This window comes from Sphingobacterium siyangense (genome assembly GCF_007830445.1).
GTDB lineage: Bacteria > Bacteroidota > Bacteroidia > Sphingobacteriales > Sphingobacteriaceae > Sphingobacterium > Sphingobacterium siyangense.
In genome coordinates this window covers 26,260-39,901 of the sequence record NZ_VLKR01000038.1, presented here as the reverse complement: position 1 = coordinate 39,901, position 13,642 = coordinate 26,260, and the positions used below count along the sequence as shown (strand labels likewise).

Below are 13,642 nucleotides of genomic sequence, written 5' to 3'. Positions count from 1 at the left end.
ATATTTTTATGAAAATCAATAAATTCGCCATCGCAATATTTGCTGCGACTGTGTTATTTTCTTCCTGCAAGAAATCACCTGACACCACTTCACCTGATGAAACTACACCGACTTCAAATAGCTTATATAGTGTATGGGTGACGACCGCAGCGGGTTCATCTTACCTGCTTACCGCAAATAATTTAATGAAAGATACCCTGCTCACTCCGAACAACAATCAAGGAATCGATATTACCTCTCACCTACCAGCAGCATTCTATGCCATTTACGCTTATGCCTATGAAGGTAAATATTACCTGTCAAATGATGGAACAAGATTTAGTCAATTTGAAGTAGTCAATAGTAAATCTTGGAAAGAAACGAACAATTACGCTTTCCCTGGAAATTTCTATCTGGGAAAAGTACTAAAAGATATTAGCACAAAAGATGAAATGGTCATGACTAAAACAGCTGGTACGACCAATAAAGTGAAAAATGTACTGGAACAACCGATTTATTTTATGAACATCAACAATATGACAATCAATAAAACAATTGGTATAGAAATTCCAATGATCACTTTTAATCCCAAAACTCCGGAAGGAAAAGATCATAATCCATATATCGTACCGACGAGCTTCACACAAAGAGGCGACAAATTATTTGTCGGACACAAATACAGAAGCAATGAAACTCGTAAAGATATCATAGACACGGCCTACATGTATGTGTGTGATTATCCGAGTTTAGCGAATGGGAAAATTATAAAAGATGGCAGAGGAGGCTTTGCTGCGGGACACTGGGAAGTACAGACACTTACTTTTACAGATGATAACAATGATCTATATATCGTAACCAAAAAGACGGATGCTGCTACCTATGGTTTACTGCGTATCAAGGCAGGCCAGACTACGTTCGATCCAGATTATTTCTTCGACTTGAAAGACTATAACGTTTTCAGCAACAACATTTCACAAGTTCAAAAACTAGGCGATGGCAAGGTTTACATCAGTCCATTTGTGGTCGATCCGGCAAATAAGAAGATTGTTGCAGATCTTCGGATTTTAGTTGGTGGTGGAGAATCTAAAACAACGATGAACTTTATGGAAAATGGCAAATTGTACGATGTATTCAAGACAGATGAGTCTAAATGGTATGTTTATGAATACGATCCAACAAAAAATTCGGTAAAACGCGGTGCCGAGATCGATCCAGGAATTACACAGGTTTATCACTTGAACAAGCTTAAATAAAACGCCACTAAGTTTAGGAAATACCTAGTCGATGACACCTTCAAAACTCGAGTACTCGATGATGAAACGTGCAAAATCGAATCTAGGTATTTCTAAAAATATAACTCCTAGTTTAAATCAAATGAAAACAATACTCATTAACCTCTTCACATTTTTTATTGTGCTGTCAGCTTCGGCACATGCTGTCTTTATTGAAACTTCGCTGAAAGGAACCAAAGGAAAGCTCCATACGGTAAAGGTCGTTTATGGTGAACCCGATGAACATGAACTTATCTCAAAATGGTGGTGGTATAAAGATGGTACGCAGATTACGTTGACATTGATCAAACCTGATGGAAGCACAGCCGCCTTGATAACAACGGCTCAAGAAGATCACTTATTGGCCTCATTCACCCCTGACCAAGAGGGCGTATACCACATTACCCTAAAAAAAGATACAGATCGGAAAGAAGGAGCCAAAACACAGTATCAGATCAATGCGATAGCGACAATCCAAGTCGGAAATTCCACTATTGGAAATACAGCAACCCATATCGACAACGATTTGTTTGTCTTTACGAACAATATAGTTTCCAAAAATAAAAAAGAGCTGTCGTTGACTTTATTCGAAAAAGGTAAACCTGCAGCAAATACAGCTGTTCAGATCATTGCACCCAGCGGATGGATTAAATGGCTGCAGACAAATGACCAGGGTATAATCAAATTCACGCCAGAATGGACTGGTAAATACTTTGCGGAAGTATCGAAAAGGGAAAAAGCTACAGGACAAGACTTTGAAGAGTATAGCCGCGCAAGCTCTATGAGCTTTGCCGTAAACTAATGTGGACATGGCCGTAAGAAAGAAGAAAAATAATTCGCTGTTCAGGCAGATCAATAATTGGTTGCACCTTTGGCTGGGATTAATTTCAGGTAGTATTGTATTTGTGATCTGCCTGATGGCCTGCCTTTGGGTTTTTAACCATGAGATTATCGATCTTGTTATTCCGAAAAAAGAAAGGCAATATATCCTTGCTTCCAGCCAGTCCTTGATTTCGCCCTCAAGGATCGTCGGAATAGCAGACTCACTCTATCCTAGTGCTGTAGTAAGAGGCATTACCTATACCCGGGATCACCCCATTTCCTTTACCCTCAAAAAAAAGGAGCAAGAGGGCAAAGGCAGAGAAGCTAATTCAAAAGCAAACGCACAGGTGCATCTATTACACCCATATACAGGCCAATATCTAGGTTTGCAAACAGAAGACAATTCCAAGGAAGCGCAGTTAAGAGAAAAATTGAACAGCTTTTTTGCATGGACCTGAGTGGACACCGTTTTCTGTGGCTTCCCAGAGAAATTGGTCGCCCCATTGTAAACTATGCAACCTTGGTCTTTAGTATTACTTTAATCACAGGATTGGTCTGGTGGTATCCAAAAAAATGGACAAAATCAACTCGGGAAAAAAGCTTTCGGATCAAATGGAAAGCTGGTTGGAAAAGAATTAATTTGGATCTGCATAATGTGGTTGGCTTTTATTCTTTTATTTTGATTCTATTATTGGCCATAACTGGAATGTATTATGGTATCGAGTGGTTTAACAGAGCCTTGTATTGGTCAACAAACTGGGGAATGCCACTAGCCGAAAGAACTTCTGTCCAATCGGATTCTACAAAAATTGGTCAAATAGCCCTTTTTTCGACAGCTTTCGATCGCGAGATTGAGACGATTTTAACCCAATATAAAGATCCACACTACTTGACAATCACCTATCCAGACAAGGAAAAAAAGGACGCTACGATTTCGGTCTATATTCGCAATGACATGGATCGACAGTATAACAATCGCTATTATTCATTCGATCAGTATACCGGGGCATTTCTACCCAATAACATTTCTTTATTCAACAAGGATTTTGCCGAATTAAGTGCAGGTGAAAAATTCAGAAGACTCAATTACGATATTCATGTGGGGTCAATTTGGGGATTCCCCACAAAAATGCTGGCTTTTGTACTCACCTTTATAGCAGGTACGCTTCCTATTACAGGCTTTATTATATGGTACAATCGCAAATGGGGAAAGAAAAAAGGCATCAATAAATTGGGCAGGGAATTGCATAGCGGGGAAGAAATGGACGTATCAAATACGAACATACAAACAACAATACGAAAACCACCGATTCGTTTCCTTCCAAAATCCACAAACCTTTAGGTTTTCGAACCACTACTATTTAATTTATGCTTAAACCGGTTCTTTCTCGAAGAGGACAAGGGACACGATTATTATGACGAAATCTACATTATTATCTATATTACTTTCAGGCGCTGCCACTGGACTTGTCGCGCAAACAAAGTTATCTGGAAAAATATTTGACAAAGACGGGCATCCAATCAAAAGTGCCACAGCCAGTCTTTTACACTTAGCTGATTCTTCCCTGATCATGCAGGCAGATGCAGCTAAGGATGGCTCATTTCTACTACATACGCCTAAAAATGGAAATTATCTTATACGCTATAGTTCAATCGGCTACACAACAGTACATAGTCGAGCATACCAGTTAGCTGGAACCGAACACACAGCGCCCCCCATTTTTTTACAACCAGTTGAACATCTGATGGAAACCGTACATGTTATTGGAAAGCAAGCTAGTGTACGTCAGTATGCCGATAAAATGGTAGTTGATGTCGAAGGAAGTGTATTAGCTGAAGGCAACAATGTCCTCGAATTATTGGAGAAAACACCGGGTCTTGTTTCGGATGGGAAAGGAAATTTTTCAATTCAGGGTCGCGCAGGTGCTAACGTACGCATCAATGGCCGTGATATGTATGTCTCCGGTGAACAGCTTGCCAGTATTTTACGCGGACTGCAAGCCTCCGAAGTATCCAAACTTGAACTGATCAGTAACCCTTCGGCACGTGAAGATGCCGCGGGAACTGCCGGCATAATTAATATTGTGACCAAGCGAAATGCAAAGGCCGGCTTTGGGGGTGATGCCTTCATTCGAGCTGGACAGGGCCGACAATTTTATGGTGGTTTGGGCGGTGGATTACACTACAAGGTGAATGGGCTAGATATGTACTTGCAGGGAAATAAGAGCTATGATCGGGGTAATAGCCATAATCTTACAGAAAGAAGTTTTTTTAACCAGGGTAATTTAACCTCCTTTCAGAGACAACACGAACGTAAGAAATTAGATGATGCCAGTTTTCATAGTGTTCGTGCTGGGGCAAAATATGAATTTTCGGATGGTGGAGTTTTGGATGGAAGTGTACACTGGATGACGGGCAATTATAAACCCTATGCATCTATCGAGATGGATACCTGGGATTATCCAGCCAATATTCAGACAGCGCATGCAATCAGTAACAACCGTTTTGACGAGTCGTTTAAAAACTGGACATTTAATATCAATTATATTAATAAATACGAAGGAGAAGATCACTTTTTAAAATTCAACTTTGACTTTGCTCCACACGGAAACGATTATAATAACCGGTTTGAAACCGATCAGTTTAATTTGCAAACAAACACGCAATCTTCAACAGGGAGGACAAATATTCAGGACTTGAGTAATACGACCTATTCCGGAAGACTTGACTACAGTAAACCGTTAACAGATTCAAGCAAAATTGAGCTCGGCTGGAAAGGAACGCATTTTTTTATCAACAACGATGTCATAAATACGCTGTTGGATAATGGCAAATGGATACAAGACAATGCTACCTCCAATCGCTTTCAATACACGCAGCATATCGAAGCGTTATATGCCATCTACTCTGGCAAATACAAACGAATAGAATATCAGGCTGGCCTGCGGGGAGAATATACATTTATAAATGCCAATCAGGTCACGTTGGACAAAAAAAATGACCAGCGCTATTTTGATCTGTTTCCAAGTGGATCATTGCTATATCATCTAAATGAGAAAAATACACTAAGAACATCCTTTAGCAGCCGTATTGAAAGACCGGGTGATCATGACATCAACGTATTTCGAATTTACGAAGATGCCTATAGCTACAATGAGGGAAATCCTGACTTGAAACCCGAAAAAAGTTATATTACGGAAATCGGTCATGGCTATAGGAACAAATTGTTCACCACATTAGGTATTTCATACGGACGTGACATGATCAACTGGATTATCCGCCAAGGCGATAAAGTTGGTGAAAACTTGTCGAAACCAGAGAACATCGGGCGCTATATGAACTATAGCGCAAGTGTAATGTATAACCAAACGTTACGAACATGGTGGACAGCAAGCCACTATGTAAATGCATTTTACAACAACTATTCCGGAGAAATTGGAAATGTAAACCTAGATTCTAAAGGCTCAAGCTGGACAGCGAACAGCCGGCATACGCTACAATTTAAATATGGATTTCGCAGCGAAATTGCATTTTATTATCGATCGGGAATTACTACTGGACCTTCCCGAACGGATAAAAGGTATGGTATAGATGTCGCCGCGGAGAAAAAAATGTTTGGAGATCGCGGCATGATAAAACTGACCGCAAATGGCCTGCTCAGAAATGCGAACCCGCAGTTGGTTAGTGAATATGGAGATCTTAAGGTATTTTATACTGACTTTCCGGACAACAGGAAAGTCTTATTGTCACTGAGCTACCGATTTGGAGACTAAACAAGGTGGGACTGCAATTTTGTCATATTAACTGAACTGGCATAAAAAATGTAATACTATAGATTCATAATTTAGGTTTATAATTGGTTAGTTAAAACGCTTGAATTTCCCCGATTCAAGCGTTTTTTGTTTCTAAAAATTAGCTTATAGGGGCTATTAAAAAATTGACACATTAGTCAGTATTCAACATTGCCTCCAACATAGGTCGTATTTTCCAAACAGGGAAATAATAAAACCTGAGAAATGGAAACACATGACAAAAATCACATTAGATTAAACCCATATCCTGGCGAAAAGCACCTGCATTGGTCAAACCATCTTATCTTTAATAGCGATAGGAAAACGGTAAATGATTATTGATTTTCAAGTGCCCAATTGGCCATTGCCTGAATAACAGGAAATAAACCTACCCCTGCCGGACTTAATCGGTAGATCACAAAAGGTGGGACAACAGGTCTTGCCTCCCTTAAGATCAATCCATCCGCTTCCAATTGTTTTAAACTCTGAATAAGCATTTTTTCTGTAATTGCAGGGATACATTTTTTAAGTTCACTATATCTCTTACAATCCGTAGACAGATGATAAATAATAATTGGTTTCCAATATCCGCCGATCTTATCCATTGTGAAAGTTACAGGGCATAATTCCGCTGCAATTTTTTTGTTTTCCTGAATCGTCGATGTCTCCTTAATTGCTGTCATGATTGTCTTGTTTTTGCGTTCAGTACACTTACTATAGGGTAAGTACTTCCTTAAAAGAAAGTACAAATGTACTTTTGTATTATCACATATAAAAAATTAAACGATGAAAATTACAATAACAGGTTCTTTAGGAAATATAGGCAGACATTTAGTCGATATTCTTATCAAACAAGGTCATGAGGTAAGTGTAATCAGCAGTTCTCCTGAAAGAGCGAGCGAAATTGAACATTTGGGCGCTAAAGCGCTTATTGGTTCTATCTTAGATGGTCCTTTTTTAACCGCGAGTTTTTCAGGTGCAGATGCTGCTTTTCTGATGACTCCTCCCAATTTAGGTGGCCAACATATTGTTGAGAATACCGCAAATGCAGGAAAAGCCTACGCGACAGCCATAAAGTCGGCTGGCTTAAAAAAAATAGTGATGTTAAGCAGCGTTGGTGCTGATTTTGATGCTGGAACAGGACCAATTCGCGGTTTGCACCAAATTGAAGAGATATACAAAACACTACGCGATGTTCATATCACCTTTTTGCGTGCCGGATATTTCTACACGAATTTTTATAACGATATTCCATTAATCAAAAACGCAGGTATTGAAGGATCAAACTTCCCTGCAGAGCTAAAAATTCCATTGGTTGATCCTTTAGATATTGCTACTGCCGCAGCCGATGCGCTCCAAAATTCAGAAGTTGGACATCACGTGCGTTATATTGTTAGCGATTATGTTTCAGGAGCAGAAATTGCCCACACATTGGGAGATGCTATTGGTAATCCAAACCTGCCATGGATTGAATTTACCGACGAACAAGCTTTGGACGGTATGTTAAAGGCGGGACTTCCAACAGAAATTGCATCACTCTATGTAGAGATGGGGCAGGCAATCCGTGCAGGAAAATTACAACAAGATTTTGAAATTCAGGGTCAGCCTATCTATGGTAAGATCCAATTAAATCATTTTGCCATTGATTTTGCTAAACGATTCCAAAAACTATAGATCAATAAAAAAGGGTATTTTAAGTTGTAATAACTAATAAGATCGGCCCTTTTTTATTAAATTTAATAGAGATGAGCACGATAATCAATCGGACTCATCGCTATTAAATCTATTGAACTAAACATCCTGCGCAGCTCTCTGAATAGGCTATGAAAAGCTTGAACTTCCTTCGTATCATACGATTAAAATTATCCATGTGCCTAAAGTTAAACGGAAATACTCTTTATTAAAACAGAATACAGGTCTTCAGGCTTAACAGGTTTGATTAACCAATAACTTATAGCCAGAGAATGACAAAGCGGTTCTATGTCTTGCTCTTCAGCACTAAAAATGGGAATGATGTTCTGCTCAAAATTGTTATTAAATTTTTTTTCGCGAATATTCTTTATTGTTTCGATACCACTGATAATAGGCAGTTGATTGTCGATCAAGATAGCGTCAAAACAGCGCCCCCCTTTTAACATCTGTAATACTTCAAATCCAGTTTTTGCCTGTACGCAATCAATATTCTTTAAGGATAACATCCGAGCCAAAGCATTTCGTTCAGATTCTTCCTCGGCAACAACGAGTACATTCTTTATTTTTTTCAATTCCTCCCACTCATTTATTTCCCAGATAGAACGCACCTGAATATTGAAAAAGAAACGGCTGCCAGCACCAAAAGTGCTTTCCAATTTCAATTCACTATCCATCATTTTAAGCAGTTTATTGGATATAGTCAATCCTAATCCAGTTCCGCCATAACGTTTAGTCATCGAGTTATCTTCTTGCGTAAACGCATCAAATATCCGCTCCAATTTATCCGCTTTGATCCCTATACCTGTATCTTTGACACTAAAGCACAGAACAGCCTGGTCAGCATCATGTGATTCTACTGTAATGCTTAGTTCAATGGTTCCTTTCTCGGTAAATTTTGTGGCATTACTTAATAAATTCATCAATACTTGCTTGATGCGAAGAGCGTCAACCCAGATGTAATGTGGTACATCGGCCGCGATATTCAGATAAAACGCTAGATTTTTGGTTTTGATCTGCAGATTAAGAAAGTTCGTCAACTGAATAACCAGGTCGTGGAGATCGGTCTGTTCAATTTCCAGTTCTAACTTTCCGGCTTCAATTTTAGAGAAGTCTAGAATGTCGTTTACGATCCCAAGCAATAAATTAGCGGATTGATCAACGATCGTAAGGTATTCCCGTTGCGTATCCTCCAATGCTGTTCCAAGCAATAGATCGGTAAAGCCAACAATGCCATTCAGCGGTGTACGAAGTTCGTGGCTCATATTTGCCAAAAATTGTGATTTTGCTGCATTTGCCTGCTCGGCTACTAATTTTGCCTTTTCCAGCTCCTCGCGTTGATGAATAATCCGACTAATATCTGTCGCAATCGCAAGATAACCGATGACATTGTCGTTAATATCCCTAATATGAGTAACTGCTAAGGAAACATATAATTGAGATCCATCTTTTCGACAATAGGTCCACTCGCGCTGCTCAGCACCGTGCAGCTCTGCCATATCTACAAAGAGCCGAAGTTTATCTACTGAATGTCCCAATTCGACCTCCAGTTCTTTCGCCCTCAAAACAAGTTCCTCTTCTAGATGAAAGTGTGCAAGACCAAATTTACCAATCACTTCTTCACTACGGTATCCCAAGAGGTTTTCGGCCCCTGTATTAAACAATGTAATTACACCAGCATTGTCGGTCGCAATAATACCGACAGCAGAGGTTGCTTCCAACACTTCTGCAAGTAATTTTTTTGAATTGGAAGACTCTGCTTCGATACGTTTACGCTTATCAATATCCTGAAAAGTACCGTATAAACGGACACAATGACCATTTTCAAAATCGGCATTTCCCAAGGCACGTATCCATAGTTCATGACCGGTGAAGGTGACAATCTCAAGTTCCAAATCCCAAGCTTCTCCCGTAGCGAGTGCGTGTTCAATTGCAGTCTGTATTTTTTTTCTACTTGATCCCTCTTTATAGAACTGTAATGCAGTTGTCAGATCTGGTTCATAGTCTTCTGGTGCTTCATGAATCTCTCTCGTAATTTCGGACCATACTATCTTCCCATCAGCAGGTGTATATTCCCAGCCGCCAATTCTAGCTACCCTGCCGGTCCGTATCAATGTGGCCTGTGCATGCTTAAGTTTCTTTTCTAGAAAATGTTCTTCTGTAATATCGACTGCATTACCAATCACATAAGGTATTTTGTTCTCACTGGCCTGGAGAATATTGTTAAACATCCAGATACGCATGTCACCCGAACGAGTCATGGTACGCATTTCTCCTTTGATTGTTCCATGCCGAACAATCGCATCCAGGTAGTTTTGTAAATTTTTGTGCCCCTCCGATGGAACAATATCAAAAAGTGATAATACCTGAATCTCATCTCTCGTATAGCCTAAGATCCTGGCTCCAGCATCATTGACGGTGATGAAATTCCCTTTCAGATCATGGGTACACATAAGCCCTTGAGAATTATCGAAAAATGCTTTCAGCTTTTGTTCACTTTCCTTGTATTTTTCTTTCTCCTTTCTGTTGACAATAAGCGCGACAACTTCATCCCGGAGAAGGGTTAGAATTTCTTTTTGATGCTGGTCGAGTTGCCTTGGAACACGATCGATAACACATAGCGCACCTAAGGCATAGCCATTGGGATCGATTAATGGTAAACCAGCATAATAACGGATATTTGGTTCTCGGGTAACGAGTTCATTGGATTTGAAACGTTCGTCTTTTTCAGCATCTTCAACTTCCATCAGTTGATCTTCTTCCAGGGTATACTGGCAGAAAGATACATCCCGTCTGGTTTCTTCAGTCTCCAAACCAACGCGCGACTTAAACCACTGCCTGTCTTTATCCACCAACGAGATCAATGAAATAGGTGTACCACATACAAGCGATGCAATTTTTGTAATGCGATCGAATTCTTCCTCTGTTGCAGTATTTAAAATTTCGTACTCATGCAACACGCGTATTCGATCCGATTCATTTGTAGGCGACAATTTAGCATTCATACAAAAGCCTGTATTCGTTGTTAGTTTTATCTTCGAAATCTTTATAGGTTCTAATATCTAGCTTGCTCTAGCGTATAAATAATATTTCACTAATCTTCCAACAATTGATTTAATCATTCCCACGCCCAACTAAAATATATTTTGTATTAACACTCCTGATTCTATAGTAAAACATCGAAAACCAGCGCTAATAGCATGATAAATATAAACATGAACACCACTACGTTAAAATAGTTTTAAATAAAAAAACAAACTATTAGATTAAAAGTCTACCAACAATAAGTACTCCACTCCCGCCTACCTTTTGCGCTTAAAATTATCCAAAGCCAACTGTTATCCTTTCCTAATAACACGCCATCTGAAACGAACATGCAATAAATGTAACGAATAATATATACCTGAGTCGATTGAAAATAGAAATCATCGAAATCTTTTAGGATTGTTCTGTCTTTGGCGCCCATAAAGGAGAAGATTATATCAGTTTTTCAATGCGAAAAAAATATTTTAAAAAAAATTGAACTTGTGAAATCCAAGCTTTCCCAAAAGTCGTAAATGGGTATAAGTACAGAGAAAAAATTATAAACTAAAAGACTTTTGTTATGGAAAAGATAACCTCCCACAACGAAACACTATTGAACTCCAATAGTGACATGGACAAAAGAGATCTCAGACGAAGAGACTTTTTAAAATATGCAGGAGCCAGCGCAGCGACATTAGCCATACTCGGTATGTCGAGCTGTAAAAAAGACCACGACGATGGTATGGATAACGGCGGCAAGGGCATGTATTTTGGCAGCGGCGACATTGCTATCCTAAATTATGCCTATGCACTTGAACAACTTGAAGCCGCATTCTACATCCAGTTAGTCAATAATCCCTATAGCGGTATGACGGATATGGAAAAATCTTTTTTCACCGATATCCGTGATCATGAAATTGCACACCGTGAGTTTTTCAAAGTGGCCTTGGGTGCAAAAGCCATTTCAAGTCTAGAATTTAACCTAGCTGGCGTCAATTTCAGTAGCCGTGAAACAGTACTGGCAACAGCAAAAACATTTGAAGACCTTGGTGTTTCGGCCTACAATGGTGCTGGTTGGCTAATCAAAGATGTCAATTATTTACTATTGGCAGGTAAGATTGTTTCCGTTGAAGCACGACATGCTGCTTGGGTCAGGGATATGATCGACAACGGCAGTTTTGCCAATCAAGAAGTAGTGGATTCAAATGGTCTTGATCTCGCAAAGAGTCCAAGCGTGGTGCTTAGTGCCGCTGCACCATTTATTAAGTCCAAGATTGATGTTAGTGACCTACCAACCTATTAATTCACCCAAAATCTGATTATCATGAATCTCTTAAACGTTTTTGAACAAATAAATGCTGTAGATCCTGAATTCAGCGATCGTATCAGCCCTCGCCGTGAAGCAATCAAAAGTTTGGCTTCCATGAGTAAAAAAGTAACCTTGGCTGCCCTGCCCTTTATGATAGGTGAACTCTTTAAAAAAGCCTACGGTGCCACTGCGCCCACAGATGTAAATGGAGTACTCAACTATGCCTTGACATTGGAATATCTCGAAGCAGAATATTATACAATGGGTGTTGCCAAAGCAGGTCTTATCCCCACAGGTAAACCACTTGGTGCGATAACCACCATTCTTGACCATGAAGTTGCACATGTGAATTTTCTTAAACAGGTACTGGGAAGTAAAGCTGTTTCAAAACCAACCTTTGATTTTACTGCTGGTGGCACTTTTGGCAATGTTTTTAGTGACTATGATACATTTTTAGCTGTCGCACAAGCATTTGAAGATACTGGTGTAAGAGCTTATAAAGGCCAGGCGGGAATTTTACTTGGCAATCGCGTTGTACTGACTGCTGCGCTGCAGATCCATTCGGTTGAGGCAAGACATGCCTCCCATATCCGTCAAATGCGCCGTGCCCGCGGAGGTGGAGCCGCCAATCAAAAACCTTGGATTACGGGAGGCAATGACAGTGGTATAGGAGCAGTTGTCGATCCGGTATATGCAGGCGAAAATAATGTGACACAAGCGGGAGTGGATATTACGACTTTGCCAGGCGCCTCGGGGAAAATTTCGACCAATGCGGCAACCCAGTCATTCGACGAACCTCTAACTGCAGAAGCTGTACTTAATATTGCAGGTTTATTTATAAAATCCTAACAAAAGACGTAGTTTACCTGTTTTAGCGTGTCCTGATCGGTTTATCCCATCAGGGCATTTTTTTATATATTATATACTCCCCATCACACATAATGCACTGAGCGTTGGCGCATCTTTTCCGCCTTCATCTTCCAGTGTAATGGCAAAAGCCTGAGCTTGGGGAATATCGAGCATCTTACTTGCCGTGTCTCCTTTTGAATCCAATGGAAAAACACCTGCATTAACAGGTTTACCGTCAACCATCGCCCACAACTGATATTGCTTTCCTTTAGGTGCAACTGGCATGTGCTCAATGCTTAGATAAACTGCCTTTGATGCCTGATCCCAAAATACCAAGGCACGGTAATCGGGTTTACTTTCTACGCCCTTAAGAGGGATTGTTTTGATCGCTGGGTTTTGAACGAGTGCCCATTTGTTCTGTAATGTCGCTACTTTTTCTTGTTCAGCATCAAGTAAGGACGTCGTCTGATTTAACTTATTTGCTGTATCCTGTTTGCGTTGATATAAGAAAATATTAGCACCAATACTAACAGCTAACAATAGACTCGCTGCAACCGTCCACGTATAAGACCGAGCACCGAGCGTTTTCTTGTCGGCACCGATAGCAATTACTTCGCTATCGCCTGTCGAAGCGGGCGCGAGTACTTCGTTGACTTCCTGATCTTCGCTTGGCACAAGATTTTCCGCTATGAGTTTATTCCATATCTCTTGTTTGAACTGCATAGGCATCTCCATCGCTTGGCTATCAGCCAACTCTTCGAGTGCAATTTCTGCTTCGATGATGGCTTGTTCCACTTCGACATTATTTTTTCGAATACAATTCAAGATGCTCACTTCCTCTTCAGAAGCCAGCCCCAAAACGTACGATTCAATAATCCCCGACGATATGTATGCTCTAATATCCAAAA

11 protein-coding genes are annotated in these 13,642 nt (G+C 40.0%); 8 read left to right on the top strand and 3 right to left on the bottom strand.

What is annotated here, in order from left to right:
• The first annotated feature begins 8 nt into the window (after positions 1-8).
• From IQ31_RS23570 to IQ31_RS23550, 5 genes are all read left to right on the top strand, one after another.
• Positions 9-1,232 carry a DUF4374 domain-containing protein gene (locus tag IQ31_RS23570; protein WP_145330488.1) on the top strand — a complete coding sequence of 408 codons (1,224 nt, stop codon included), beginning with the start codon at positions 9-11 and terminating at the stop codon, positions 1,230-1,232.
• Between the two features lie 121 nt (positions 1,233-1,353).
• Positions 1,354-2,052: a DUF4198 domain-containing protein gene (locus IQ31_RS23565; RefSeq protein ID WP_145330486.1), complete on the top strand. Its 699-nt coding sequence runs from the start codon at positions 1,354-1,356 to the stop codon at positions 2,050-2,052.
• Between the two features lie 7 nt (positions 2,053-2,059).
• On the top strand, positions 2,060-2,530 hold the full coding sequence (locus tag IQ31_RS28125) for a PepSY domain-containing protein (protein WP_145330484.1): 471 nt from the start codon (positions 2,060-2,062) through the stop codon (positions 2,528-2,530).
• Entirely contained in the window at positions 2,521-3,414 is an 894-nt protein-coding gene (locus IQ31_RS23555; RefSeq protein WP_145330482.1) for a PepSY-associated TM helix domain-containing protein, read from the top strand. Before IQ31_RS28125 ends, IQ31_RS23555 begins: the two co-directional genes overlap by 10 nt.
• 73 nt (positions 3,415-3,487) lie before the next feature.
• Positions 3,488-5,845 (top strand): TonB-dependent receptor domain-containing protein, encoded by a 2,358-nt coding sequence (locus IQ31_RS23550; protein WP_145330480.1) that lies wholly within the window; start codon positions 3,488-3,490, stop codon positions 5,843-5,845.
• Positions 5,846-6,198: 353 nt separating this feature from the next.
• Here IQ31_RS23550 and IQ31_RS23545 read toward each other — a convergent pair whose 3' ends face one another.
• Positions 6,199-6,546: a winged helix-turn-helix transcriptional regulator gene (locus IQ31_RS23545; protein WP_145330478.1), complete on the bottom strand. Its 348-nt coding sequence runs from the start codon at positions 6,544-6,546 to the stop codon at positions 6,199-6,201.
• Between the two features lie 103 nt (positions 6,547-6,649).
• On the opposite strand from IQ31_RS23545, the gene IQ31_RS23540 reads away from it, so the two are divergent.
• Positions 6,650-7,537 carry an NmrA family NAD(P)-binding protein gene (locus tag IQ31_RS23540; RefSeq protein WP_075993766.1) on the top strand — a complete coding sequence of 296 codons (888 nt, stop codon included), beginning with the start codon at positions 6,650-6,652 and terminating at the stop codon, positions 7,535-7,537.
• Positions 7,538-7,743: 206 nt separating this feature from the next.
• On the opposite strand, the gene IQ31_RS23535 is transcribed toward IQ31_RS23540, so the two are convergent.
• Entirely contained in the window at positions 7,744-10,557 is a 2,814-nt protein-coding gene (locus IQ31_RS23535; RefSeq protein WP_145330476.1) for a PAS domain S-box protein, read from the bottom strand.
• 599 nt (positions 10,558-11,156) lie between these two features.
• Here IQ31_RS23535 and IQ31_RS23530 point away from each other — a divergent pair.
• A complete protein-coding gene (locus tag IQ31_RS23530; protein WP_075993770.1) occupies positions 11,157-11,879 on the top strand; it encodes a ferritin-like domain-containing protein in 723 nt (240 codons plus the stop codon).
• Positions 11,880-11,900: 21 nt separating this feature from the next.
• The gene (locus IQ31_RS23525; RefSeq protein ID WP_145330474.1) at positions 11,901-12,734 is read left to right on the top strand and encodes a ferritin-like domain-containing protein; all 834 of its coding nucleotides are present in this window, start codon (positions 11,901-11,903) and stop codon (positions 12,732-12,734) included.
• A 69-nt stretch (positions 12,735-12,803) separates the two neighbouring features.
• Here IQ31_RS23525 and IQ31_RS23520 read toward each other — a convergent pair whose 3' ends face one another.
• A complete protein-coding gene (locus tag IQ31_RS23520; RefSeq protein WP_075993772.1) occupies positions 12,804-13,640 on the bottom strand; it encodes an anti-sigma factor in 837 nt (278 codons plus the stop codon).
• Positions 13,641-13,642 lie beyond the last annotated feature (2 nt).

Excerpts from the sequence above, each read along its gene's own strand:
- IQ31_RS23555 (WP_145330482.1), top strand. The coding sequence starts at position 2,521 with ATGGACCTGAGTGGACACCGTTTTCTGTGGCTTCCCAGAGAAATTGGT.
- IQ31_RS23535 (WP_145330476.1), bottom strand. The coding sequence starts at position 10,557 with ATGAATGCTAAATTGTCGCCTACAAATGAATCGGATCGAATACGCGTG.
- IQ31_RS28125 (WP_145330484.1), top strand. The coding sequence starts at position 2,060 with ATGGCCGTAAGAAAGAAGAAAAATAATTCGCTGTTCAGGCAGATCAAT.
- IQ31_RS23540 (WP_075993766.1), top strand. The coding sequence starts at position 6,650 with ATGAAAATTACAATAACAGGTTCTTTAGGAAATATAGGCAGACATTTA.
- IQ31_RS23525 (WP_145330474.1), top strand. The coding sequence starts at position 11,901 with ATGAATCTCTTAAACGTTTTTGAACAAATAAATGCTGTAGATCCTGAA.
- IQ31_RS23565 (WP_145330486.1), top strand. The coding sequence starts at position 1,354 with ATGAAAACAATACTCATTAACCTCTTCACATTTTTTATTGTGCTGTCA.
- IQ31_RS23530 (WP_075993770.1), top strand. The coding sequence starts at position 11,157 with ATGGAAAAGATAACCTCCCACAACGAAACACTATTGAACTCCAATAGT.
- IQ31_RS23570 (WP_145330488.1), top strand. The coding sequence starts at position 9 with ATGAAAATCAATAAATTCGCCATCGCAATATTTGCTGCGACTGTGTTA.
- IQ31_RS23550 (WP_145330480.1), top strand. The coding sequence starts at position 3,488 with ATGACGAAATCTACATTATTATCTATATTACTTTCAGGCGCTGCCACT.
- IQ31_RS23545 (WP_145330478.1), bottom strand. The coding sequence starts at position 6,546 with ATGACAGCAATTAAGGAGACATCGACGATTCAGGAAAACAAAAAAATT.